This window comes from Sphingobacterium sp. E70, assembly GCF_019285695.1.
In the GTDB taxonomy this organism is placed as follows: Bacteria; Bacteroidota; Bacteroidia; order Sphingobacteriales; family Sphingobacteriaceae; genus Sphingobacterium; species Sphingobacterium detergens.
Window position 1 is genome coordinate 6,107,814 of sequence record NZ_CP079104.1, and the last position, 19,127, is coordinate 6,126,940.

24 protein-coding genes, 1 tRNA gene and 6 pseudogenes are annotated in these 19,127 nt (G+C 38.9%); 7 read left to right on the plus strand and 24 right to left on the minus strand.

The window, feature by feature from the left end; genetic code table 11:
- Positions 1-37 precede the first annotated feature (37 nt).
- From KUH03_RS43725 to KUH03_RS43775, 11 genes and pseudogenes are all read right to left on the minus strand, one after another.
- Complete coding sequence (locus KUH03_RS43725) at positions 38-1,165, minus strand: hypothetical protein (RefSeq protein ID WP_257090817.1); 1,128 nt, start codon at positions 1,163-1,165, stop codon at positions 38-40.
- A gap of 23 nt (positions 1,166-1,188) precedes the next feature.
- A complete protein-coding gene (locus KUH03_RS43730) occupies positions 1,189-1,470 on the minus strand; it encodes a TonB-dependent receptor (protein WP_257090818.1) in 282 nt (93 codons plus the stop codon).
- Positions 1,471-1,510: 40 nt separating this feature from the next.
- Positions 1,511-1,744 carry a hypothetical protein gene (locus tag KUH03_RS43735; protein WP_257090819.1) on the minus strand — a complete coding sequence of 78 codons (234 nt, stop codon included), beginning with the start codon at positions 1,742-1,744 and terminating at the stop codon, positions 1,511-1,513.
- Between the two features lie 30 nt (positions 1,745-1,774).
- A complete protein-coding gene (locus KUH03_RS43740; RefSeq protein ID WP_257090820.1) occupies positions 1,775-2,923 on the minus strand; it encodes a TonB-dependent receptor plug domain-containing protein in 1,149 nt (382 codons plus the stop codon).
- Between the two features lie 11 nt (positions 2,924-2,934).
- Complete coding sequence (locus tag KUH03_RS43745) at positions 2,935-3,255, minus strand: carboxypeptidase-like regulatory domain-containing protein (protein WP_257090821.1); 321 nt, start codon at positions 3,253-3,255, stop codon at positions 2,935-2,937.
- Entirely contained in the window at positions 3,240-3,443 is a 204-nt protein-coding gene (locus KUH03_RS43750) for a hypothetical protein (RefSeq protein ID WP_257090822.1), read from the minus strand. The genes KUH03_RS43745 and KUH03_RS43750 overlap by 16 nt, the downstream gene beginning before the upstream one ends.
- Before the next feature lie 204 nt (positions 3,444-3,647).
- Positions 3,648-4,031, minus strand: a complete 384-nt coding sequence (locus tag KUH03_RS43755; protein WP_257090823.1) for a FecR family protein — start codon at positions 4,029-4,031, stop codon at positions 3,648-3,650.
- Positions 3,980-4,336 carry a FecR family protein gene (locus tag KUH03_RS43760; RefSeq protein ID WP_257090824.1) on the minus strand — a complete coding sequence of 119 codons (357 nt, stop codon included), beginning with the start codon at positions 4,334-4,336 and terminating at the stop codon, positions 3,980-3,982. The genes KUH03_RS43755 and KUH03_RS43760 overlap by 52 nt, the downstream gene beginning before the upstream one ends.
- Before the next feature lie 41 nt (positions 4,337-4,377).
- A complete protein-coding gene (locus KUH03_RS43765; protein ID WP_257090825.1) occupies positions 4,378-4,815 on the minus strand; it encodes a hypothetical protein in 438 nt (145 codons plus the stop codon).
- Between the two features lie 100 nt (positions 4,816-4,915).
- Positions 4,916-5,518: an RNA polymerase sigma-70 factor gene (locus tag KUH03_RS43770; RefSeq protein ID WP_257090826.1), complete on the minus strand. Its 603-nt coding sequence runs from the start codon at positions 5,516-5,518 to the stop codon at positions 4,916-4,918.
- Positions 5,519-5,913: 395 nt separating this feature from the next.
- Positions 5,914-6,104 (minus strand): annotated as a pseudogene (locus tag KUH03_RS43775) (cold-shock protein).
- A gap of 425 nt (positions 6,105-6,529) precedes the next feature.
- Between KUH03_RS43775 and KUH03_RS43780 the strand changes: the two are divergent.
- A complete protein-coding gene (locus tag KUH03_RS43780; protein WP_257090828.1) occupies positions 6,530-6,658 on the plus strand; it encodes a hypothetical protein in 129 nt (42 codons plus the stop codon).
- A gap of 195 nt (positions 6,659-6,853) precedes the next feature.
- On the opposite strand, the gene KUH03_RS43785 is transcribed toward KUH03_RS43780, so the two are convergent.
- Complete coding sequence (locus KUH03_RS43785) at positions 6,854-7,558, minus strand: CPBP family intramembrane glutamic endopeptidase (protein WP_257090829.1); 705 nt, start codon at positions 7,556-7,558, stop codon at positions 6,854-6,856.
- Positions 7,559-7,869: 311 nt separating this feature from the next.
- Positions 7,870-8,334 carry an isochorismatase family protein gene (locus tag KUH03_RS43790; RefSeq protein ID WP_257090830.1) on the minus strand — a complete coding sequence of 155 codons (465 nt, stop codon included), beginning with the start codon at positions 8,332-8,334 and terminating at the stop codon, positions 7,870-7,872.
- A 359-nt stretch (positions 8,335-8,693) separates the two neighbouring features.
- On the opposite strand from KUH03_RS43790, the gene KUH03_RS43795 reads away from it, so the two are divergent.
- The 3 genes from KUH03_RS43795 to KUH03_RS43805 all read left to right on the plus strand — a co-directional run bounded on the left by KUH03_RS43795 (position 8,694) and on the right by KUH03_RS43805 (position 9,632).
- The gene (locus KUH03_RS43795; RefSeq protein WP_257090831.1) at positions 8,694-9,218 is read left to right on the plus strand and encodes a TetR/AcrR family transcriptional regulator; all 525 of its coding nucleotides are present in this window, start codon (positions 8,694-8,696) and stop codon (positions 9,216-9,218) included.
- Positions 9,219-9,223: 5 nt separating this feature from the next.
- Entirely contained in the window at positions 9,224-9,406 is a 183-nt protein-coding gene (locus KUH03_RS43800; RefSeq protein ID WP_257090832.1) for a nuclear transport factor 2 family protein, read from the plus strand.
- Positions 9,407-9,473: 67 nt separating this feature from the next.
- Positions 9,474-9,632 (plus strand): nuclear transport factor 2 family protein, encoded by a 159-nt coding sequence (locus KUH03_RS43805; protein ID WP_257097895.1) that lies wholly within the window; start codon positions 9,474-9,476, stop codon positions 9,630-9,632.
- 111 nt (positions 9,633-9,743) lie between these two features.
- On the opposite strand, the gene KUH03_RS43810 is transcribed toward KUH03_RS43805, so the two are convergent.
- Both KUH03_RS43810 and KUH03_RS43815 read right to left on the minus strand, forming a co-directional pair.
- Entirely contained in the window at positions 9,744-10,073 is a 330-nt protein-coding gene (locus KUH03_RS43810; RefSeq protein WP_257090833.1) for a YegP family protein, read from the minus strand.
- A gap of 254 nt (positions 10,074-10,327) precedes the next feature.
- Positions 10,328-10,416: transfer RNA gene (locus tag KUH03_RS43815), tRNA-Ser, on the minus strand.
- Between the two features lie 173 nt (positions 10,417-10,589).
- Here KUH03_RS43815 and KUH03_RS43820 point away from each other — a divergent pair.
- Together KUH03_RS43820 and KUH03_RS43825 are read left to right on the plus strand one after the other, a co-directional pair.
- Positions 10,590-11,030 (plus strand): GreA/GreB family elongation factor, encoded by a 441-nt coding sequence (locus KUH03_RS43820; RefSeq protein ID WP_257090834.1) that lies wholly within the window; start codon positions 10,590-10,592, stop codon positions 11,028-11,030.
- 74 nt (positions 11,031-11,104) lie between these two features.
- Positions 11,105-11,617: a BON domain-containing protein gene (locus tag KUH03_RS43825; RefSeq protein WP_257090835.1), complete on the plus strand. Its 513-nt coding sequence runs from the start codon at positions 11,105-11,107 to the stop codon at positions 11,615-11,617.
- A gap of 88 nt (positions 11,618-11,705) precedes the next feature.
- On the opposite strand, the gene KUH03_RS43830 is transcribed toward KUH03_RS43825, so the two are convergent.
- The 9 genes and pseudogenes from KUH03_RS43830 to KUH03_RS43860 form a co-directional block, all read right to left on the minus strand.
- Complete coding sequence (locus tag KUH03_RS43830) at positions 11,706-11,828, minus strand: hypothetical protein (protein ID WP_257090836.1); 123 nt, start codon at positions 11,826-11,828, stop codon at positions 11,706-11,708.
- Positions 11,806-12,429, minus strand: coding sequence for a tRNA threonylcarbamoyladenosine dehydratase (locus KUH03_RS43835; RefSeq protein ID WP_257090837.1), 624 nt, complete (start codon positions 12,427-12,429; stop codon positions 11,806-11,808). Before KUH03_RS43835 ends, KUH03_RS43830 begins: the two co-directional genes overlap by 23 nt.
- A complete protein-coding gene (locus KUH03_RS43840) occupies positions 12,398-12,793 on the minus strand; it encodes a TatD family hydrolase (RefSeq protein WP_306429900.1) in 396 nt (131 codons plus the stop codon). Before KUH03_RS43840 ends, KUH03_RS43835 begins: the two co-directional genes overlap by 32 nt.
- A gap of 22 nt (positions 12,794-12,815) precedes the next feature.
- Positions 12,816-12,998, minus strand: a pseudogene (locus KUH03_RS50085) (TatD family hydrolase); the annotation flags it as partial.
- A gap of 153 nt (positions 12,999-13,151) precedes the next feature.
- Positions 13,152-14,438, minus strand: coding sequence for an anthranilate synthase component I family protein (locus KUH03_RS43845; RefSeq protein ID WP_257090838.1), 1,287 nt, complete (start codon positions 14,436-14,438; stop codon positions 13,152-13,154).
- A 3-nt stretch (positions 14,439-14,441) separates the two neighbouring features.
- Positions 14,442-15,064: pseudogene (locus KUH03_RS50090) on the minus strand (adenylosuccinate synthetase).
- An 83-nt stretch (positions 15,065-15,147) separates the two neighbouring features.
- Positions 15,148-15,715: pseudogene (locus KUH03_RS50095) on the minus strand (adenylosuccinate synthetase).
- A 151-nt stretch (positions 15,716-15,866) separates the two neighbouring features.
- Positions 15,867-16,296: pseudogene (locus KUH03_RS43855) on the minus strand (Fur family transcriptional regulator).
- Between the two features lie 112 nt (positions 16,297-16,408).
- Positions 16,409-18,626, minus strand: a pseudogene (locus tag KUH03_RS43860) (bifunctional (p)ppGpp synthetase/guanosine-3',5'-bis(diphosphate) 3'-pyrophosphohydrolase).
- Positions 18,627-18,775: 149 nt separating this feature from the next.
- Here KUH03_RS43860 and KUH03_RS43865 point away from each other — a divergent pair.
- Positions 18,776-19,087: a DUF4294 domain-containing protein gene (locus KUH03_RS43865; RefSeq protein WP_257090839.1), complete on the plus strand. Its 312-nt coding sequence runs from the start codon at positions 18,776-18,778 to the stop codon at positions 19,085-19,087.
- Positions 19,088-19,127 lie beyond the last annotated feature (40 nt).

Genomic DNA, 19,127 nt, shown 5'->3' on the forward strand with positions numbered 1-19,127 from the left:
CGTTTTCATAATTATGCTTTTAATGTTGTACTAAAGTTTATAAACCGACTTTGACACCAAAACTGATGATTTTGGATTGTGGATAATATGCGCCGGCACTATTATCTGATTCGGGATCCCATATCTTTATTTTATCCCATGTGATAAGGTTAATACCATTCGTGTAAAGCCGAACAGAATGGAGACCGATCCGTTTGCACCAATCGTCTGATAAATTGTAACCTAGTTCAACATTTTTGAGCCGCAGATAGTTGGTACTCCTAATCCAATAGGTATTATCGTTCATATAATATTGATCCGATCGGTTTGTCAATCGGGGATCTTTGTCGCTAGGATTGTCGATACTCCATCGGTTTTCATAGGACCATTCGAGGTAATTTCCGATAGCGCCAGACTCAAGTGAGGCGATTCTCCGAAGTCCTCCTGTGGCACCTTGCAGCAGCACACTTATGTCAAATCCTTTATACTGAGCAGCGAAGTTAAAGCCGCCAGTAAATGTGGGACTACCATTTTGATTAAGACGGACCCTATCATCGCTTGTGATTTTTCCATCCCCGTTATAGTCGACAAACTTCATGTCACCCGGTCTAAGCTTATTTTGCCCAAGTCCACTGTAATCTATTGTATTCGCATCAATGGCTGCCTGATCTTTAAATACGCCGTCATACAAATAAACGAGCCATGAATCCGTCACCTTTCCAATCTGCCGCTGATGTTGCGGCGTATTGGCGACATCACTGGAGTACTGGACATTATTGCGCGCATAACCACCATTGACACCGACGTTATAAGTAACTTCTCCAATTTTATCGGTATAAGTCAATTTAAACTCGTAGCCTTTATTGATGAGATTACCAAGGTTGGCAATAGGGAGATTACCAGCAATACCAGAGCTTTCGGGAATTTGCCCTGGATTTTTTGTTAAAACGCTTGTCCTTTTATTATAGAAATAGTCAAGTTCTAGATTTAATCGGTTATTTAAAAACAATGCTTCCAATCCGATATTGCTATTGTTGGCAACTTCCCATGTAAAGTAACGGTTTGGAATATCACTTTCGTAGAGTGTTTGAAACACCCTATCATTGAAAACACCAGACCCAGTATTCATGAGGGACAAATATTTATATTCCTGCAAACTTCCGCCATAATAAGCCTCAGCACCCATTTGCCCCCAAGAGGCCCGAAGTTTTAAGTTATTGACAAAGGAAACGTTATTTTTAAAAAATTCTCCTCTGAGATACGCCAGCCAGCAGAAACTCCAGGGAAGAACCCGAATCGCCCATCTTCGGGGAAAACATAAGATCCATCTACACGCCAATTGAATTCGATAAGATACTTTTCGTTGTAGTTGTAATTGAACCGGCCATAATAACTCAGGCGGGCTCTATCATAAACATTCTCGTTGCCCATTGTCTGACGCTCGCGGTCACCGAAATTTAATTGTTCAACCTGAGCGGAAGGGAAATCCATTCGATTGGCAAAAAGCCGTTATTTGTTACTTTTTCACGTGTTAATCCTGCGATAGTGGAGATATTGTGTCCCCTTTTAGACTTGTGTCATAGGATAGAAGAGCCGAAAGGTTTACTGCCAGTTGATCTTCCTGTGCCTCTCTAAGTTGGGCTTTACGTTCTATTCCGGCAGGCACACGTGCTGTAAGCTTGGGTGTTACACCATCGGCCTCGAAAGTTATTTTATCCCAGTCGTAAAGTGTCCATGGTGTTTCCCATCTTTTGCTACGCCCCAATACTTGTCTATTGAGGCAGTTCCGTTAATTTCAACCCTTTAACTCCAGGGATCTTAACATCAATGGACCCCGTGTTTTGCAAATAGTCTCTGGTATTGCGGTCGTACCCCGTATCACCTGTGGTAATAACGACAGGATTGGCTCCTTGTTCCAGGTCTGGACCAGGAGACCATTGGGCCATGTAGCGATATTTGTGGGGAGTCCACGGACCAGGAACCGAAAGATCGTTCCGGCACTGCGTGTGGGGTAATTGCGAGACTCTTCCCGACCGGTGATGGCCAGCCGTGCTGTAATGTAATCATTTAGCTTAAATTCAAAATTTGTCCGAAGGTCATACTGTTTATAATAGGTCGCCGAATTTTTATAAATAGCATCTTGATCCAAATAACCCAGCGAAACAAGGTATTTTGTATTTTCTGTACCGCCAGTGATCTGTAGATTATGGCGTTGTTGTGGAGCCCAATCTCTCATTGTAGCGGAGAACCAGTCGGTATTTGGGTAACGTAATGGATCGGATCCATCCATATACTTTTGTCGATCTGCAGGAGTATAGGTTGCTTCGATAGTCTTCGAGGGGCCTTTATAGATACCTGTTCCTGTATTAAGTGCTTTCCATATCGCTGACCATTGGGATGGATCTTCGGGATATACTTTGGTTACTTCATTAATAATATCGGTGTACTGTGCCGAATTTGCCATCTTGGGTGTTCGTGTAGGACGTTGGAGACCATAGGTAAAATCGTAGGTGAACCGTGGTTTACCCATCTTGCCTTGTTTGGTTGTAACCAAGATCACTCCGTTACCCGCGCGCGAGCCATAAATTGCTGCGGAAGCATCTTTCAGTACAGAGACACTTTCCACATCATTTGGATTGATTCGGTCGATACCACCTGCTCTTGAAGGCACACCATCAATGACAATCAATGGACTGCTATTGCCTCCAGACAAGGAGTTTATACCACGAATACGTAGCGTAGAACCATCACCGCCCGGCTCACCACTATTTTGCATCGCTGTCACACCAGGCAGACGGCCAGCAAAGGTGGAAAGATTGATAGAGGAAGACTTGGCCAGTTCTTCGCCTTTTACGGAGGCTATAGCACCGGACACAACAGCTTTTTTCTGGGTACCATAACCTACTACAACCATTTCATCGAGTACCTGCGTTTGCTGTTTCAATACAATATTCTTTAGTTGCGCCAGATTGGCGACCGGAACTTCAGGATTTCATAACCAACGGCACGGATCAAAAGGATTTCTCCTTCGGATACTTCTAAACTAAATCCACCGTCAGGTCCCGTTGAAGTACCTTTAGCCGTACCTTTAACTGTTACGCTGGCGCCTGCAATAGGATCTCCCTTCGCATCTTTTACAATACCTGATATAGGCTTCAATTTGTTAATTCTATTGATAGCAACGGTATTACCTTTTATGGTGTACTGGAATGGTATCTGACTAAAAAGTTCCTCTAGTACCGCTTCATTGGTCTTGTTGATCAGATTGGGATCCACCACCCAAATATCTTTGATATCTGCAGATCTATAAAAAATACCAACCCGGTTTTGCCTTCTACTTTTTTGAGTGCTGTCACTAGAAGAATACGCTGATTGTTGTGGGTTGCTGATTGTGAAAATGCGAGTGTATCAATCGACTGCAAGCTCATTCCTGCCAGTACAACACCACATTTGAATGTTAGCATCAATGATGCTTTCCGCTTCCAAAAATGCATATCCGCATATTTGAAAGGGCACTTAATTGGGGTAAAGTGTCTCATACTTAAAAATTGGTTTTAAATTTAGTTTTATAATTCTCATACTGTTCCCTTTGAGGGGAACAGTATCTTTATGTTTGTAGGTTTAATAAGCCGTTTTTATGACGACTTTGCGGTTTGTAGCGGTTGTATCTAAACTGAATTTAATATCGGCTCCACCGATGATTTCCATGACTTGGGTGAAACTGAGTTTTTACCTATCTTACCCGAAAATGTGGCCGTTGATTTTGGTCCCTGATATTCTACCTTGATATCATACCATCGCGCCAGTTCCAGCATAACAGATTCGATGTTATCATCTGAAAAGCTGAAGTAATTATTTTTCCAGTCAACATCAGTCTTGTTTATCGCCCTATTTTTTAATTGTATAGAGCCATCTGCATAACTAATAGCCCGATCACCGGGTTGTAAAATCAATTCAGCCTGTTTATTGAAAATACGAACCTTACCTTCCAGTAAGGTTGTCACAAAACCATTGTCTTCGGGATAGGAGGAAACGTTAAAATGCGTTCCCAAGACTTCAATCTTGCTGTCATTGTTGTTGATATTGACCAGAAAGGGGAGCTGTGGGTTTTACTGACTTCAAAATAAGCTTCACCAGTCAGGAAAACTTCGCGTAATGCACCATTAAACGCAATTGGAAAGCGCAATTTGCTACCTGCATTTAACCAGATCTGTGTACCGTCACTCAGCGTGAGGTGATAGCGTCTTCCATTTGGAGTTTCAATGGTGTGATAAATATTTTGCGCTTGGGCCTGAGGTTGACTCAGAGAATAAACGGCCTGCGCGCTATCATACTGCAAGGAGACTCCAGCACTCACAGCTAAAGAATTTTTATTGTCACTGCTGTTGTCAAGTTGGATTATTCTTCCGTTAGGCAAACTGAGCATGCCACCATCATGTCCTGGCTCAAAGTCTGCCGCAATGGTTCGTTGAGATGGCGTTTTTTAGATTCGGGTTGATACCAGTAGATCCCACAAACGAGAACAATACAGGCTACAGCCGCCGCAATCCCAAGTCTGAGCTGGAAAACATTGGATTTATGTTCTGTAGGACCACCCATTATTATTTCGGTTTCAGGAACTTTATCAATGGCTAGGATACGCTCAATTTGGCTGGTCTCCAATGGAGCGAATGTCTCCTGATCGGTGTTATATTTCTCCATCAATCGAATAAAAGCCTGTTCGACCGTCTCTTGATCATCCTGTAACAGAAGATGATGCAGTTCAGACCACTCTGCTTCGGTCAATTGTTGCAGGTAATAACATTCCAATAGATAGTCTATCCGGTTTAGGTGCATGATATTGGTTTAATAAAATTTAAAGAAAAAGCAATCTATTCCCCCTTTGATTATAGGAATGTAGTTTCTGAACGGACTACTATTGGGGATTATTATTTTTTTAAAATATTTTTAATAACAATAGAATTCCAAAGGAAACTGGATAGCCTTGATCCGAAAGAGCTTGCCGGATTTGCTTAAGGGCGGTACTGATTGTGTTATGTACGGTACTCGTCGAAATTGCAAGTTGGCTGGCGATCTCTTTGGAATTGAGATGCTCTTCTCGGCTAAGTAAATATATTTTTCGACGCTGATCGGGCATACTGGCAACGGTTTGATAAACAATCTTTTTGATCTCATCAAATTCCATTGCGCGGGGCAGATGTATAGTAGACAGAAGCTCTTGGTCGTATTGCAACTTAAGTCGGGAAACCTTGTTTTTGGCATGGACTTCCTTGCGTAAGAACGTTAAACTCTCCATGCTGACGACTTTATAAAGCCAAGCTTGGAAGTTGTCAATTTCAAGAATACGATCGCGGTATAGCCATACGCGCAAGAAGGCCTCTTGTAGGATATCCTCGGCTTTGGAAGGATCTTCATAGGTAAACTTCTTTAAGAAAACGATCAGTTTGGCATAATAGATTTCATATAAACGACCAAATGCTTTTTCGTCTCCAGTTGAAATGGCTAATAATAATTCCCTATCCTTATCCAATGATTCCATTTTTTCTTGAAAGTATCTTCTTTTCTAATTACAGGATAAAATTAGGAAAACCGAAGCAGGTTTTCTCACGCTTATTATAGAATTTGAGTACATTATATAAAAGTTTTTTTAAACCCAGTCTTGTTTCTATTACATAAGACAACGATTTATTCGATCTTGTACTATTCCTTTCCAAATAAGACGTTTCCATCTGCGTATAGTCCTAAAAAAATTACACCTCCCTAATTTCCCGTATCTAACTAAAGGATCTTGAAATGTTGATTTAAGCTTAAAAAGAACTAAGGAACAACCGATTAGTTGATAAGGGGAGGAACAAAAAAAAAAGTGCAACAGTAATCTGTTACACTTTCTTAGAAGATGCGCCATGCAACTTCGAGATTGAGTATTCTACTTAATTAAGCGATACGTACATTAGTTGCGTTAATGCCCTTTTTCCGTTTTCTACATCAAATGTTACGCTATCATTTTCACGTACTTCATTGATTAGACCGGTAACATGTACGAAAATGTCTTCACCACCATCAGCTGGTGTAATAAAACCGAAACCTTTTGTCTGGTTAAAGAATTTTACTGTTCCTTCTTGCATTGTATTATATATTAGTATTAAATTATTCATTATTAAACCTATTGAAAAGATACTGCTATCCCTGCAATGATAAATCTATTTGTTCACAAGAAATGATGTTTTGTATTTTAATGGGCTTGGGTTTATGCAAGTTCAAAAAAGGTACTTCACCTATTATTTTGACAACAAAATTAGCTTCTGAAAATGCAAAACTGAGCGGAAAGTGAAACTTTGACGATTTCAGAAAAGCAAAGGCGGAGCCTGATTATGTTACAAGTATAGGTATAAAATATTGATATATAACATATTTTATGTTTTATTTTCGAAACGCATTCATTCTTGACCTTGACGCTCACATTAGAAACTTCTTTTATTACAATTATCTTTGAAACAGAAAGTTAATTAGCCGATCGTTGTTAAAAAGGAATCTGGATCTCGATCAATGTATGACTCTCTGCCTGTTTCAGACGCATATTGCCCTTCAAGAGTTCCACCTGATTATGAATATCTGGTGGAATAGCTCGTTTAGACTTGAGCAGCCCGATACGGAAGTCGATGCCGATGCTGGATTATGACTAGGTTGCAAGCTATATAGATCAGGGGAGAAGCTTTGGATGTGTGAAATGATCTTTTGAAATAATGAAGGCTACTCTATCGTATTCCTAGTATTGATAATTTTTAGTTGATTCTTTATTTTTCCAATCGCAGTTTTAAAGGTTTAAAGAATAGATAAACTACACCGATGCCTATTGTCATTGCAACAACATAGCCTATAAATGCGACTGTTTCAGCCTGCTGTTCTGTTCCTTTGTGAACTGTTTCAACGAAAAAACCTGTATTCCCTTGAAGCCAAATAACCAATGTGTTAGATTCCAAGCAAAATGAAGCCCCGCTGATAACGCAATATTTCCTGTTCTTAGGGTAGCAAATCCAAATAGGATCGCTCCTAATCCCGATCCAATAAGTGCGTTTACAACGGTATACCCTCCAAGAAGGTGCTCAATAATGAAAATCACTACAACAATAATCATTGCGATAAAAGAACCAGTAGTTGCCTTTAATTTCCAAAGCATATATGTTCTAAAGACAAGCTCTTCACGACAAGCCACAAAAAGAAACAAAGGAATATATACACCAAAAATATTTGGGTTGAAAGTTTGTGATCGGGTAAAAGTAACCTTACTAAAATTGAATACAATCACGGTCATAATAAAGACCATAACCATACCTATGACAAATCCTGATGTAAAGTATATAAGACTCTTTCTATTATAACCTAGTCCATTTTTGGAAAGTGTACTTTTATCATTACGAACGAACCAATAAACCAAGGCAAAAGTAAGGATGGATGCAACGATTATAGAGAACAGATCTGATGAAGGAAGCTGTTTTGTAATCGCAGATGAGCCAACAAAAATAAGCAATGTAAGCAGGTAAAAAGCGATCACCTTCAAATAGCTAGATACTTTTTTCATTTTTTAGGTTCTTTTACATAAAGTTAGTTAATTGATGCCAGGAATCGTTGAGCTATTTTCAATTATCCCCAGGATCGCTGATAAAGATTATCCTGGGGATAGCTTGTTAACCATTATAATGTTTTTATACCCATTCTTTATTCCGCTTTGTCATAGGAAAACTGAATACCTGCAGTTCCGCCAGTTTCTATAAAAGATTCATAAAGCCATGGGCGGTATCTGCTCTCGCCCAATCTCTTTGTAATTCACAGAAAAGTTGTGCAACACTAACCGGCTGACCTCCGGCTTGTTCAATTCTGCGCAATGCGGCATCATGTGCTGCTACAGAAGTCCCCGACAGCATCAACAACCGGATAAACTTCAAATCCTTCTTGTAGTGCATCCAAAGAAGGGAAGGAAAGGCAGGCTTCAGTCCATAAGGCAGTCATAATGAGTTTAGACCGTTTTGTTTCTTTAACAGCCTTTAAAAACTCCACATCCTCCCAAGCATTTATTGTCGTACGATCATAAGAAGGTATCCCTTTAAGCTCTTTCCGTAATTGGGGAATTGTTTCAAAGTTCAAACCAGTTTTCACATTGACAGTGGAGAGGATGATAGGAAGATTATAGAGCTTTGCCATCTTGGCCAACCCAACAATATTGTTGATAAGGAGTTGCCTATCCATGGAGGCAATCGAATTAACCTGTACTGGCTGATAATCAATAATGACTAGAGCCGCATTTTCTGGAGTAATCAAATGATCTTTCTTTTGATCACGAATTGGAAAACTTGCCATAATGTTGTTTTTTAATTTTTTGATAATCTTTGATAATCTCAATAGGCCACATTCGCGACCTATTTTTCTCACTTATAAAATTAGATAAGGCCGCTCTTTTAAAGAATAATCTAGATTAAGTAGTAAACTTAATGCACATTAAGTTTTTGAGAATGCTGATAAAAGTTCTTTACAGCTAATTTTATATATAGTGATAACTTCAAAAAAACAACCATAACCGACTGAATATAAGACAAATTACAGCTAGTATTGTTTTATGACAGGTATCTTTTATGCGTCTATTTAAAACAATCATTAAACAGACAGACTTGTCTGTTTAATGATTGTTTTCTATTTTTGTATTACAAAATTTTAAAGAAATGGATAACCTGAAAGAGAGAGTTTTAAATACAGCCTCCTTATTATTCCATCAACAGGGATACAATAGCACAGGGATAAATCAGATCATAAGTGAGGCAAAGGTTGCCAAAGCTAGTTTTTATCAGCATTTTAAATCCAAAGATGATCTTTGCATCGCTTTTTTGACCTCTAGACATGCCTTTTGGTTTTCGGAGCTCCGCGCATATACGCAAGACTCAGTCAGCCATAAACAATCCATATTGGCTGCATTTGATTTTATTATTCATATGAATAATAAAGAAAATTTTAGAGGTTGTAGTTTCCTAAATATTCTTTCTGAGCTCTCAAAAAATCAAAGTGCAATTCTTTCTGTCATACAGTCTCACAAAAATGATCTGAGAAGATTTTTCACAGAAATACTAGGTGAGGGCTTATTGGCTGCGCATATCTATCTATTGTTTGAAAGCGCTATTATTGAAAGTCAGCTTTTTAGGTCAAATGAACTTGTTCTGAAGTCAAAAGAAATTGTTAATCATATTATTTAAAATTTATGGAACAGAAACATCCATTGCCACCTTTTACATTGGAAACGGCAAAACAAAAGATCCAGATGGCTGAAGATGCATGGAACTCCCAGAATCCTGAGCGGGTGTCCATGGCTTATACGATAGACAGCGAATGGCGAAATCGGCATCTATTTATCAATGGTAGGAAGAGATCGTCCAGTTTCTAACGACAAAATGGGCGAATGAACTGGATTATAAATTGAAAAAGAGTATTGGTCTCATACCGAAAATAGAATTGCTGTCCGATTTGAGTATGAATATAAAAACAAAGATGGAAGATGGTTTAGAGCTTATGGAAATGAGAACTGGGAGTTTGATGAAAATGGTCTGATGAGCAAACGGTACGCGAGTATTAATGATTTAGAAATAGCAGAGAGGGATCGGCATTTGTAAAAGTGTTATTGCTTTCTGAAAGCGGAACCTATCATGTTCTGATATGAGTAAAGCCCGACATATAATATCGGGCTCTACTTGCACTTGATTATACAAATCATTTTTTATTCGCTAATCAAGATCTTCGATCGTTGCATCTGGTGCGTTTGATTTTACAGATTCAATACCGTTTTCCATTCCATTCGCACTTTCATACATTTCGCTTGTTCCTATAACTTGGCCGTTGGTTGCTTTCAAGTTGAAATAATGCTTCCCATTTGTTGAAGTCTTTCTTTCAAATTTATCATTATCCTGGGCGTTCCTTTTTACAGATTCAATCCCATTTAAACAGTTCGCCTTTGTTTTATATCCTTCACTGTTCAAAATAACCTGACCATTTCCAGCTTTTAAATTAAACTGGAATTCGCCATCTTTTCTTGTTTTCACTACAAATTTTCCCATTTTTTCTATTATAAATTTTTATGTGATAAATGCGATTTACGCTCTAATAAAGATAACGTAATAAATTGTTTTTATTGTGAAACAATGATTAAATTATTTGCGCTAAAACAGTAAGCCGCCAAAACAGTAGATAAAAGTTTACATGATAAAATCAAAAAATGTGTATGTGTGCTTTATCAAATTTTTTCAGGAATAAAGAAGAGGAGTTTCTACGAAACAAAAAAGAGCAACTTTCTACAGTTGCTCTTTATTTTGCGGAAAGGAGGGATTCGAACCCTCGATACAGTCATCCCGTATACAGTCTTTCCAGGACTGCTCATTCGACCACTCTGACACCTTTCCGTGTTTCAGTGCACAAATGTAGTAATTTTTTACTTTATTGCAATACCACTCATGTTTTTTACAGCTTAATTTTTTCTATACTGTTGAACTTAAGCCTATTGTTTTTATATTTTTTTGAATAAAACATATTTCTTATTTTTCAGAATGACAAATAGCTATTTTGATATAAAAAAGATGGTTTTAGAAGTTTCCATCGCACGGACAAATGATCGGATCGCGATGATTGAATCTGCTCTGGAAACCGCTAGAGATTCCAGTAATGACGATACAAAAAGTAGCGCTGGTGACAAATATGAAACTTCCCGCGAGATGATCCAACAAGATATCAATCGCTATCAGGGTCAGCTTCTGGAAGCGAATAAAGACCTGTTACAGCTGACCAATATTGAGGCAACGATAGCCGAGGTGACAGACTTTGTCAAATTGGGGAGCCTTGTCAAGACCAACGCAGGACTTTACTTTATTGCAACTAGTATTGGTGCTTTGAAAATAGGCGACATTAGTGTTTTTGCAATTTCACCGGTATCACCTATAGGTCAGTTGCTTCTAAGTAAAAAAGTAGGGGAGAGTTTTCTATTTAACAAACTAAATCAGACAATTACAGGAGTCTATTAATCGCCAAAATACAGGAAAGCTAAACAATATCTCAATCTAACTGTTTTTACTATGAACGAAAATAAAACGATACGATGAAATTAAACAACTTACTTTTGATATTTTCATTAGGTGTTTTACCTTTTGTTCACTCATGCCGGTCACCAGAATCCGATGATAAGTTAAAGTCTAAAATTGAAGAAGCTTTAGCTGATAACCAAGGCATAGCAGTGGATGTAGAAGCGGGTAATGTTACCTTGAACGGACAATTAGGATCAGATTCATTGAAACAGATTATTGAAGAGAAAACAAAGTTGGCCGGCGGTGAAAATATCAAATCGATCCATAACAATATTATGGTCAATCTTCCGGAACCAGAAGATGCACGCGAAAAATATCATGAAATAGTGGAGGGGGCGGTGGATTCGACTTTAACCAGAGATGTCAATCGGGTTTTAAAGGATTTTCCGACGATTACAGCTCAAGTAAAGGAGGGGACAATTATCGCTACCGGAAATATTGAAAAATCGCAATTGGATTCGTTAAAGAAAAGATTGGAACATATTAAACCAAAAGGTCTTGATATGAAAGGAGTAACGAGTCGATAGCTCACTCGTATCCATAACAAAAATAAGAGCTACAAACCCATAGGCGAGTAGCTCTTATAATTTATGCATATGTTTATTTAGTACCAATTTAAGCATTTTCCATCAGATCCCGAATAGCAACTGAAGCAATCGCACCGCCAAAAGCTGCCGGTAGATAGGACATTGTTCCATAAGCCGATTTCTTGAAATTACTTCCATCGGTATACAGCAAGGATTTTTGTCTGGCAATTCAGTTGAGAAGGCAACTTTAACACCGTCACGGATACCATGTTTACGCAATTTTTGCGGATATGCTGGGCTAACTTGCAGTTATAGGACTTACTTATATCGGCAATCTCAATTTTAGTTGGATCAACTTTACCGCCCGCACCCATTGAACTTACAAATGGCATTTTTGCATCCAGTGCCAGTCTGATGAAGAATAACTTTGGTGTGATACTATCAATGGCTTCCACACAATAGTCAGGTTTCATGTCCAATAAAGCTGGTATTTTTTCGGGGATAATAAAGTCTTGGATCACGGTCAACTCCAATTCTGGATTGATAGCCAAAAGACGCTGTCTCATGATTTCAGCCTTCGCTTCACCATGGTTCGTTGCAAGAGCTGGGAGTTGTCTATTTCTGTTAGATGGGTCTACTGTATCACCATCTATAATGGTCATTTTACCAACCCCTGCACGACAGATAAATTCTGCAGCAAAGGAACCTACACCACCTAGCCCCAGAACCATTACGTGTGAATCCGCTAATTTTTCCAAAGCTGTCCTACCGACCAATGCCTCAGTGCGTGACAGCCAACTTAAATCTTTCATTTTTTAATACAATCTTATAATTATGATATAATGCCTGCTTTAGCATCTCTACTGGAATAGACCGAACTTGAGCGACATATTGATATAGGTTAGCAATTTCCGTTGCTGTATCGGTATCTGTTTCCAAAAATAAATGTGCAAGGGGAATATTTTTTACGACTTGATCCTGGCTGCCATCCAAACAATGGACACCGATTGAAAGGTAGTACCCTTTATCAATGAGCTGTTTGGCTAAGATCCAATTCTTGCGATAACCATGAAAGATAACCGGGAGTTGAAATTTTTCTTTTGCCAAAGAAGCCTGAATCTCCTGAAAAGCACGAACACAATGAATAATCAGCGGTTTCTGAAAAATATAGCCAATAGAATCTGCTGGTCAAAACCTGTTGCTGTTCCTCAAAGGGAACAGTGCTATTTTTGTCCAGACCGCATTCACCTAATGCTACAACATTCGCGTTTTGTATCATTGTACGCATCAATTCCAATGCTTTTTCCGTATTGTTGTTGATATACCATGGATGTAAACCAATCGAGCAGTCTCCTTTAATAATAGATTCACTATGGTTCAATGCTATATTTACAACAGATAGTGTAGAACCGTCCTGTATAGTATTAGGCCGATGTGTATGTATATCGATATAGGGATTTGCGTTGTCAACAGCACAAAGTTCGAAAAAATAGTTGAAGCAAAAAATATTCTCTACAAAATTAGTATAGTTTTATTATTTCAAACTAGTATTCAATGCATGAAAGATTGCAGAAGCCTTTAAAAGACACTCCTGATATTCTTGTTCTGCTAATGCTTGGTTGGTAACTGCCCCGCCTGTATGAAAAGAGAGGTAATGTTCCTGCTGATTGTAAAGGAGAGAGCGGATCACGACATTAAAATCAAATTCGTCATGTAAGGTATCAAAATAGCCTATGGAACCCGCATATACACCTCTTTTGGAATCTTCAATCTGATCACAGATTCGCATAGCAGCAATCTTGGGCGCCCCTGTCATGGAACCCGCAGGAAATGTATGTCTAAATACGTCCATATTGGGCATCTTTGGATCTTGAGTACAGGTGATGGTAGATATCATCTGATGTACCTGTTTAAAAGATTGGATTTCAAACAAACGTGTTGCTTCAACAGTTCCAGGAAGGGCACTTCGCGTTAAATCATTACGGACAAGATCAACAATCATTACATTTTCGGCAATCTCTTTCTGCGATTGGAGCATACGACTGACAATCTCTTGATCCTCGTACGCTGTAACACCTCTTTTGGCAGTGCCTTTAATGGGCTGAGAAATCAGTTTACCTTGTCTTTTCGCCAAAAAACGTTCTGGAGAAGCGCTCATGATATAATGATGGCCAACTTTAAAAAAGTTGCTGAATGGAGTAGGTGATACAGTATTCAATTTTAGATAAACTTCCATCGGGTTAATATCTGCATTTTCGGCGAAGAACTCCTGACAGAGATTTACTTCATAGATATCACCACGCTGGATATGTTGCTGTACCTTATCAAAGGCGGCAAAGTATTCTTCTTTCGTCCACCTTGAGTGTATCTTTATCTCTGGGTTGGCATTTATCTGTGGGATTACTGTGCCGCAGATGGACTGATACACCGCAACTGGATCATCGGCTTGGATGTGAACTTGATTAGCGGCCCATCTGACCGTAATGGTTGGAACAAAAAAATAGGCAGCTGGAAATCCGAGCTTATCAGTGGCGCTAGTATGTAAATTTTCGATCTCATTCTTAAGATCATAGGATAGAAATCCCGGAATAAACTCGCATTGATGTTTGACTAAGAATTGCTGTAATTGATCCAATACATCATCATCGGCACAAAATGAATGCAAGGCCTTCACCGCCAATACACTCTCAAATCTTCCCCATTCGTCAGGCGCGCCGTTGCTATTAAAGAAAGAAATTTCATCAAATTGCCCCGACCAATGCAGGGCTTTTTGATGAAATTTATCTTTAGAATCGAGAAGATCAAAACTTTCGATCCTCATATTTTACTTTGATAAAGCCAGTGTTTGTTTACGATCCGGACCTACCGATAAAATTGTGATAGGAACTTCAAGTGCTTTCTCCAAATAAGAAATATAGTTGTTTAATGCCTCAGGAATCTCTCCTCGGATGTGATACCAGTCAAATCTTGTTTCCAACCCTGAATTTCTTCCAAGATCGGTTCTGCCTGATGGGTAATAATCTCGTATGGCATGTAATCAATTACTTCACCATTATATTTATAATGTGTACAAGCGTAGATTTTGTCAAAAGTATCCAATACATCGGCCTTCATCATGATTAAATCAGTCACACCATTCAGCATAATCGCATATTTTAGTGCTGGGATATCAATCCATCCTGTACGGCGGGCACGACCTGTCGTAGCACCAAATTCATGACCTAATTGACGAAGTTTTTCACCGGTCTCATCATGGAGTTCAGTAGGGAAGGGACCTCCACCTACACGGGTCGCATAAGCTTTGAAAATACCGTATACCTTACCAATTTTATTGGGAGCAATACCAAGACCGGTACAAGCTCCAGCAGTAGTTGTATTTGATGAAGTAACAAATGGATAAGAACCGAAATCCACATCCAAAAGGGTACCTTGAGCTCCCTCAGCCAATACACGTTTGCCTTCTTTCAGATATTGATTGACTAAATGCTCTGAATCAACATGAGGAATGGTTTTAATAAATTCTATAGCATCTAGGAACGCTTGTTCTTTTCACTGAAATCAGGAATATCGCCATAGTGTGAAAGAATATTTAAATGCTTTTCTTTCAACTTTTGATAACGCTCTTGAAAATCTGGAAGAGTCGTATCACCTACACGTAAGCCGTTTCTACCAGTCTTATCCATGTACGTTGGGCCGATACCTTTTAAGGTAGATCCAATCTTGCCTGCGCCCATTTTCGATTCTGAAGCGGCATCCAATAATTGGTGTGTTGGCAAAATAAGGTGTGCTTTGCGCGCTAGCACCAAATTGCCTTTACCCACCGGATCAAAACCAGCTGTCTTAAGGTTGTCTAATTCTCTTTTAGGATAATCGGATCAATAACGACACCATTACCAATAAGATTTAGTGTACCTTCATTGAAGATACCAGATGGAATTGTGTTGAGCACGAATTTTTGTTATCAAATTCCAACGTGTGTCCGGCGTTAGGGCCGCCTTGGAAACGAGCGATTAAATCGTATTTTGGACAAAATACGTCTACGATTTTACCTTTACCCTCGTCACCCCATTGTAAGCCCAAAAGCACATCAACTTGCATAGCTTTTAAAGTATAGTAATTAAAATGTTATTAATAAAAATAGACTCATTAAAAATAAAAATGTTCAGGAATTTTTCTCCTGAACATTCCTGAACAAATGTACTATTATATTTAACAAAAATATAAGATTAATTTGAAATAGCTTCTTGGGCTACGGTTTCTTCTTTTTATTTTTTTCCTGGCAATCTTGACATACACCGTATAAATTTAAAGAATGGTGTTTGATGTCAAACTTCAATAGGTCCCCATAAGGCTTTGGATCTGGTTGATACGAGGGTCACAAAACTCTACAACCTTATTACATTCAATACAAATCACGTGGTCGTGTTGTTTGAAACCGTAAGACTTTTCGAATTGAGCCATATTACGGCCAAATTGGTGTTTAGTAACCAAATCACAAGACACTAATAATTCGAGGGTATTATAAACTGTAGCACGGCTGACACGGTATTTTTGTTCTTCATATGGATATACAAAGACTCAACATCAAAGTGATCAGTACGTGAATAGATCTCTTCCAAGATAGCATAACGCTCTGGAGTTTTTCTTAGATTTTTATTTTCTAAGTATGCTTCAAAGATTTTTTTACAGTTGCAAAATTTTCAGCTTGATTCATAGTAAAAATATTCTTGTACAAATTTACCAATTTAGATTGACATTTGATAGTATTTCTAAATTGTGATATTCATTTGATTAATTTTCAGATTCATAACGATTTACTCCTGTAATCCCTCTTACTTGTTTGAGGTTTTTCATCAAGCTCTCTAATTGCTGTGTATCATTGACGTATACCATAATATTCCCATCAAAAATACCATCATTACTCGATATGGATAAGGAGCGAATATTAACGGCAAACTCTTGGGAAATAACCGTTGTGAGTTTATTGACCAATCCGACATCATCGATCCCCACAATATGCAACCCAGTCAGGAATGCAGAGTCTTTTGTAGAAGCCCAGCGTGCCTTCAGGATACGGTAGCCATAATTCGCCATTAACTTGGACGCATTGGGGCAACTGGTACGATGGATCTTGATACCGTCATTGACTGTCAGGAAGCCAAAAATATCATCGCCAGGAATCGGATTGCAACAAGGGGCTAGGGTATAGTCAACTTTTTGCATATCATCTCCAATAAGGATGGTATCAAACTCTTTCTTATTGATCTTTTCGACCAAACCACCGATATGGCTATTGAACTGATTGCCAGAAGAAGAACCCGCATTAATTTCAACTGCTTTCTCATGCGCCACGTACTCGCGCAATTGCTTGATATCAACAATGCCTTTTGCGACGTTATAAAAAAGATCCTGAGAACTTGGATATTTCAGATAATTAGCAATCTTGTTGATATTATCTGTATTGTAGGTTACTTTTAAAGACTTCAATTTACGTTCCAGAATCTCCTTACCGTCCTCTGCGACTCTTCGTTTTTCTTCTTTAAGGGAGGATCTAATTTTAGATTTCGCTTTTGCGGTAACGACAAAATTGAGCCAATCTTCTTTGGAGACTGCTTACTCGATGTAATAATCTCTACTTGATCACCATTTTGCAAGACGTGGCTAAGTGGGACCAATTTATGGTTCACTTTGGCACCAATACAACTTGCACCTATATCGGAGTGAATCTCAAAGGCAAAGTCCAAGGCCGTGGCATTATTGGGTAATTGAATCAGTGTACCTTTTGGCGTGAAGATAAAAATCTCATCGGAGAACAGATTCATCTTAAAATCATCCACAAAATCCATGGCATTCTGATCAGGGCTGCTCAATACATCGCGTACCTTTTTGATCCATTGATCCAGGCCAGAATCTGAATTAGACTCTTTATATTTCCAGTGGGCCGCAAATCCTTTCTCTGCAATTTCATTCATCCGTTTGGTCCGAATCTGTACCTCTACCCATTGGCCTTTGGGGCCCATCACTGTGGTATGCAAAGATTCATAACCATTTCCTTTGGGGAGGAGATCCAATCGCGTAAACGGTCTGGATTGGGGCGATATAAATCCGTAACAATGGAATATACTTTCCAACATTCGGTTTTTTCCTTTTCGTCTACCGCATCGATGACGATACGGATGGCAAATAAATCATATACTTCCTCGAATGGAATTGACTTTTTGCGCATCTTGTTCCAGATCGAATGGATGGATTTGGGCCTTCCAAACACAGATGCTTTAATCCCTTGTTCTTCTAGAATTTCTTTAATAGGGTCAATAAAATCACCAATAAATCTCTCGCGCTCAGCCTTCTTCTCATTCAGTTTTCGGGCAATAAATTTGTAGGTATCCGGATCGGTGAACTTCATGGACAAGTCCTCCAATTCTGATTTAATTGCATACAGACCCAAGCGATGCGCTAAAGGGGCATAGAGATAACTGGTCTCCGAAGCAATCTTCAGCTGTTTATCTCTTGCCATAAACTCCATCGTCCGCATATTATGCAGCCTATCCGCCAATTTGATAAGAATAACACGTACGTCGTCTGCAAGAGTGAGCAGCATTTTACGGAAGTTTTCGGCCTGCATTGAACTATTAGGATCGAATATTCCGGAAATTTTAGTTAATCCGTCGATAATGCGACGAACTTTTTTTCCAAACATTTCCTCAATTTCGTCCAAGGTCACATTGGTATCCTCAACAACATCATGGAGCAAAGCGCATACAATGGAGGTCGTACCTAAGCCTATTTCCTCAGCAGCAATTTGCGCCACAGCAATAGGATGATAAATATAAGGTTCTCCTGATTTGCGGCGCATTTCCTTATGACTATCCAATGCCAAATCAAAAGCTTTCCGAATCTCTTGCTTATCCCCGCGCTGCAAAGTAGGCTTGCAGGCACGCAATAATGCACGGTAACGTTTTCTTATCTCTTTGTTTTCTGCCTCTATATCAATCACATAATCTTTCATAAACGTTGCAGGTAAATGATGTTTTTTGAGTATTTTTGTTTAATTTAGTTAATGTATTTCGAATACGATTATCAAGCTAACTTATTTTGTAATAAATTTACCAAAATATAATAGCATTGACAAATTAAAAGAGTTATATAGTCATTCAGATGAAGACAATAGTAGGTGGTTTGCTTTTTCTTCTTGGGACCTTGTCAGGTGTGACACAGGCTCAATCTCTTGTTCTTCCATTGTATGGTGAAGGGGCGCAAGAGACTGTGACTGATTATATGAAAACAACATTACCTTCGGGCGAGATTCTGCCTTGGTTTCCCATCCCTGAGGTTGTTATTGTCAGAAAACGAGTATGGTCAAGCGAGGAAGCAAGACGGGAATATCTACGCTTTAGACGAAATGTACTGAAGGTACTTCCTTATGCGATCTATGCACAAAAAGATACGACCAGCTGGATCGGGATCTAGCCATGACATCTGAAAAAAGGAGCATGAAGCCTTGGTAGAG

Coding starts and splice junctions, on each gene's coding strand:
- KUH03_RS43725 (WP_257090817.1), bottom strand. CDS start 1,165: ATGGGTGCTGAGGCTTATTATGGCGGAAGTTTGCAGGAATATAAATAT.
- KUH03_RS43730 (WP_257090818.1), bottom strand. CDS start 1,470: ATGGATTTCCCTTCCGCTCAGGTTGAACAATTAAATTTCGGTGACCGC.
- KUH03_RS43750 (WP_257090822.1), bottom strand. CDS start 3,443: ATGCTAACATTCAAATGTGGTGTTGTACTGGCAGGAATGAGCTTGCAG.
- KUH03_RS43765 (WP_257090825.1), bottom strand. CDS start 4,815: ATGCACCTAAACCGGATAGACTATCTATTGGAATGTTATTACCTGCAA.
- KUH03_RS43770 (WP_257090826.1), bottom strand. CDS start 5,518: ATGGAATCATTGGATAAGGATAGGGAATTATTATTAGCCATTTCAACT.
- KUH03_RS43780 (WP_257090828.1), top strand. CDS start 6,530: ATGACTCTCTGCCTGTTTCAGACGCATATTGCCCTTCAAGAGTTCCAC.
- KUH03_RS43785 (WP_257090829.1), bottom strand. CDS start 7,558: ATGAAAAAAGTATCTAGCTATTTGAAGGTGATCGCTTTTTACCTGCTT.
- KUH03_RS43790 (WP_257090830.1), bottom strand. CDS start 8,334: ATGGCAAGTTTTCCAATTCGTGATCAAAAGAAAGATCATTTGATTACT.
- KUH03_RS43795 (WP_257090831.1), top strand. CDS start 8,694: ATGGATAACCTGAAAGAGAGAGTTTTAAATACAGCCTCCTTATTATTC.
- KUH03_RS43800 (WP_257090832.1), top strand. CDS start 9,224: ATGGAACAGAAACATCCATTGCCACCTTTTACATTGGAAACGGCAAAA.
- KUH03_RS43810 (WP_257090833.1), bottom strand. CDS start 10,073: ATGGGAAAATTTGTAGTGAAAACAAGAAAAGATGGCGAATTCCAGTTT.
- KUH03_RS43820 (WP_257090834.1), top strand. CDS start 10,590: ATGGTTTTAGAAGTTTCCATCGCACGGACAAATGATCGGATCGCGATG.
- KUH03_RS43825 (WP_257090835.1), top strand. CDS start 11,105: ATGAAATTAAACAACTTACTTTTGATATTTTCATTAGGTGTTTTACCT.
- KUH03_RS43835 (WP_257090837.1), bottom strand. CDS start 12,429: ATGAAAGATTTAAGTTGGCTGTCACGCACTGAGGCATTGGTCGGTAGG.
- KUH03_RS43845 (WP_257090838.1), bottom strand. CDS start 14,438: ATGAGGATCGAAAGTTTTGATCTTCTCGATTCTAAAGATAAATTTCAT.
- KUH03_RS43865 (WP_257090839.1), top strand. CDS start 18,776: ATGAAGACAATAGTAGGTGGTTTGCTTTTTCTTCTTGGGACCTTGTCA.